3 protein-coding genes are annotated in these 3301 nt (G+C 53.2%); 1 reads left to right on the forward strand and 2 read right to left on the reverse strand.

The window, feature by feature from the left end; translation table 11 throughout:
* The first annotated feature begins 217 nt into the window (after nt 1–217).
* A complete protein-coding gene (locus tag AC11W3_RS20770) occupies nt 218–814 on the forward strand; it encodes a site-specific integrase (RefSeq protein WP_484093693.1) in 597 nt (198 codons plus the stop codon).
* Nucleotides 815–1103: 289 nt separating this feature from the next.
* Here the strand turns inward: AC11W3_RS20770 and AC11W3_RS20775 are convergent, their stop codons facing one another.
* A complete protein-coding gene (locus tag AC11W3_RS20775) occupies nt 1104–1607 on the reverse strand; it encodes a hypothetical protein (RefSeq protein ID WP_484093694.1) in 504 nt (167 codons plus the stop codon).
* 549 nt (nt 1608–2156) lie between these two features.
* Nucleotides 2157–3263 carry an IS110 family RNA-guided transposase gene (locus AC11W3_RS20780; RefSeq protein WP_484093695.1) on the reverse strand — a complete coding sequence of 369 codons (1107 nt, stop codon included), beginning with the start codon at nt 3261–3263 and terminating at the stop codon, nt 2157–2159.
* Nucleotides 3264–3301: the final 38 nt, after the last annotated feature.

A 3301-nucleotide genomic window follows, 5' to 3' on the forward strand; every position in this document is an offset into this window, starting at 1 on the left:
GGAAAGCTAATCTGTCAAGGAAGGGTCATAAGGCAGGATTCCTTCGAAGCAATATCAACTTTTAGGAAAAAGTTGATATCTCTCAATAGCTGCATTTGTAATCATTTGCATAACTTACCAAACTTTCCAGAGAACCAGTCAAACCTTGGTTAACATTACTATCGATTTTAGTTATAATTAATCCTAAAAGTTGATATTTTTTAGAGGAACGAACTCAATGCCAAAGGTAACAGCTAACCACCCTGCAAAAGGAAGCAAAATCAAGGTTGATCCCATTAGGAATCTGGACGATCTGGAAAGGATCAAGGCAATATTAGCGGGTAAACCCAGAGATTATTGCCTCTTTGTCCTGGGGATCAACAATGGCCTGAGAATTAGTGACCTGCTGAGGCTGAAGGTCAAAGATGTTAAGAGGTTGAAGCCAGGAGATTCGCTAGAAATCAGGGAATCCAAGACTGGGAAGACCAATGTGCTGATGATTAATAAAGCCTCCTATAAGGCATTAAAACGTTATCTGGGGTCATGTGAGACCTCAGATGATGACTTTCTCTTCAGGTCGTCTAAGACTAAGAAGGCACTGACTAAATACGCTGTCAATCACCTGATCAAAAAGTGGTGTAGGCTGATTGCCTTGACTGGGAACTACGGAACCCACTCTTTGCGGAAGACCTTCGGATACCATCAAAGGCTCAGATTTGGAGTGGGTTTTGATATCTTGACTAGAAGGTTCAATCACTCCTGTCCTTCGATAACCATGCGGTATCTGGGGATCGAGGATAAAGAGGTTAATAGAATTCTTTTGAATGAGATTTAGCCGCTTGGTTGGGCAGGGTCATAGTCAAGGCAGTGATCCCAATTAACCAAGGAGACCTAATTGCACCGTCTTGCAGGTCAAACAGCTTCAGATAGATGTCGAATCAGATTTTTCAGAGGATTTACAAAGAGATGAATATGATCTTGATTCAGAATTCATTTTGAGACATGGAACGGTGCGTGACAATAGCAGAAAGCAACACTTGCTGGAATATGTGATTGCTGTTCAAGGGAAAGTAAAGGGCGACCTTTGGGTCGCCCCTATTAATTTTTTCTCGTGATGAGGCAATTTATTGGAGCAATAATGGTAACAGCGGGGTGGTTGCCGGGTTCGAAGGCCCGCTGATTTTAGTAAGTGTCCCGGTGTCAAAAGAATTGCCAAACCCCAACGATCCAGGGTTCTGGGCAGGGTTGTACCAAGTGGTCATTATCCACATCGAGCCGTTATATGATTGGGAGTCGAGGGTGATCCGCCAGATATTGGCGTTATGATACGTGCCGCCAGTGTTCGTCTCTACCTGGGTCGCCGTCCCGCTAAGTTCAAAAGTGTTTCCCACCAAGGCTCCGCCCCCGGAAAAAATAATCGGCCCGTTGGGACCAGCATCTGCTTGTCCCTGCACTTCATAATAAGAACCGCCGACCTTGCTGATGCCAGCCTTGATGGTGCCGCCGCCTGAGTAGCTCCAGGTAACCTCTCCCAGGAATTGCGAGGCTTCCAGGTTTGCTACACCCAGCCCCAGGATCAGAAACGTCATTGCCGCCAAAATCGAGATGAAAAAAAATTTTACTTTCATAAACACCCCCCCTACGCCCTTAAGGCGCATTCTGTAGTTGCATCGGCCTGAGAACCGCCAACGGTTATCCCGCTTGCCGGGAAAGGCTTTTCGCCGATTGCGGCATTGTAGCATGTTGAAGCTGAAATTCAATCCAGAGAACCTGGTAGACTCAGACCTGAATAAATCTCCTATATGCAAAGTCAAGATCACCCAAGTGGTATGGTATCCGGTAAGAATCCACGCCAGTCTCCTGATATGGTTGGAAGTTGTCAAGCAGGCGCGAGAGCCCCTTGGTTTTTTTGTTAAGCTGCGGGATGATTCTCAGGCCCCAGCGGGGCGGGACGCTTTAGCGACGTTTGATCACTCTGATATACGCGGGTTGTTTACCGCCTGACCTGGCTTCGTCACGGAGCTGCCTCTCTCTATTGGACGTGAGTTTCGGCCTGCGGCCTATTCCCTTAGGAGACACGAGGGTTCTCCTTACCGTGGTCGCGCCCCGCTGGGGCCTGAGAATTTTTTTATCTTTTTCTTTAAACAGCGCCTTTGCTTTTGATTTTTGTTTTTCTTTTAAGCAGTTGCTGGCGCCACAGCCCGGCCAATAGCCCAGAGAAAGGCTGCCAACTCGCGGGCCAAGGCGATGACAATGGTCTGCCTTGCCTTGCCCCGGGCCAGAAGGCGGCGATAACGGGTGCAGAGCCTTAGTTGCGCTTTCCAGGCGAGCTGCCGGACGCGCTCCGGTAAGCCCTCCTGGCGCTTTAACAAGTGCCGGGTGACCCGGGCTTGCAAGCGGTAGGCCCAGGCCGCTTCCACCAGGACTCGGCGGGCATGGCTGTTGCCGGTTTTGGTGATCCGACCCCGGCGCACCGAGGCGCCGCTGGAGTGCTCCGAAGGTACCAGCCCCAGATAGGCCATGAGTTCCTTGGGGTTGTTGAACCGGTCCAGGTCTCCCACTTCCGCCACCACGGTGGCCGCAACGATGAGGGAGACCCCGCGCAAGGCCTGGTAGGCGGCGACGAAGGACGCCTGACGCCATTGGGGGACTAGGTCCCGGATCTGCCCGGTGAGACGCAGCACCCTGGCCTCTCGTACCGCGTCCAGGTATTCCTGGAGGACGATCTGCTGGGCCGGGTAGTCCATGACTTGTTGCAGGAGCCAGGCCCAGTGGCCCCGGCCCCAGGTGGTTTTACCCTGATAAACGCGGCCGTGACGCAGCAGAAAGGCCACGGTGCGTTGCCTGGCCCGGCGCTCCACGCAGATGGCGTCCTCTCGGGCTCGGGTCAGGTCCCGCATGGCTTCGTCGTCTTCGTCGGGCACCTTAATCGGCGTCAGTTCTCCGGCCCGCAACAGCCGGGCCAGGGCCAAGGCATCTCGGCGGTCGTTTTTCAAACGGTCGCCGGGGCGCCGGGGGATCAGGGCGGGGGCGGCCACCAGGCACTCCAGCCCTCGGGCCGTCAGGTGCCGGTAAACCTGGTAGCCGCAAGGACCGGCCTCGTAGGCAAAGCGCAGTTCGGCGCCTTGGGCCTGAAGCTTGCGGGTCACCTTCTCCAGGGCCTCCAGATCCCCCCCGATGCGGCCGTAGAACCTTACTTCGCCGGCGGGACCTGTTTCGGCAATGGCTACGTCAACCGACATCTTATGGACATCCAACCCCACATACAGTACACTTTTTCCCATGGCCTGCCTCCTTGGTTGTGGCTCTGTGCTGTTGGTCA

The sequence above is a fragment of the Geomonas sp. genome (assembly GCF_056994735.1).

Coding starts and splice junctions, on each gene's coding strand:
- AC11W3_RS20775 (WP_484093694.1), bottom strand. CDS start 1,607: ATGAAAGTAAAATTTTTTTTCATCTCGATTTTGGCGGCAATGACGTTT.
- AC11W3_RS20780 (WP_484093695.1), bottom strand. CDS start 3,263: ATGGGAAAAAGTGTACTGTATGTGGGGTTGGATGTCCATAAGATGTCG.
- AC11W3_RS20770 (WP_484093693.1), top strand. CDS start 218: ATGCCAAAGGTAACAGCTAACCACCCTGCAAAAGGAAGCAAAATCAAG.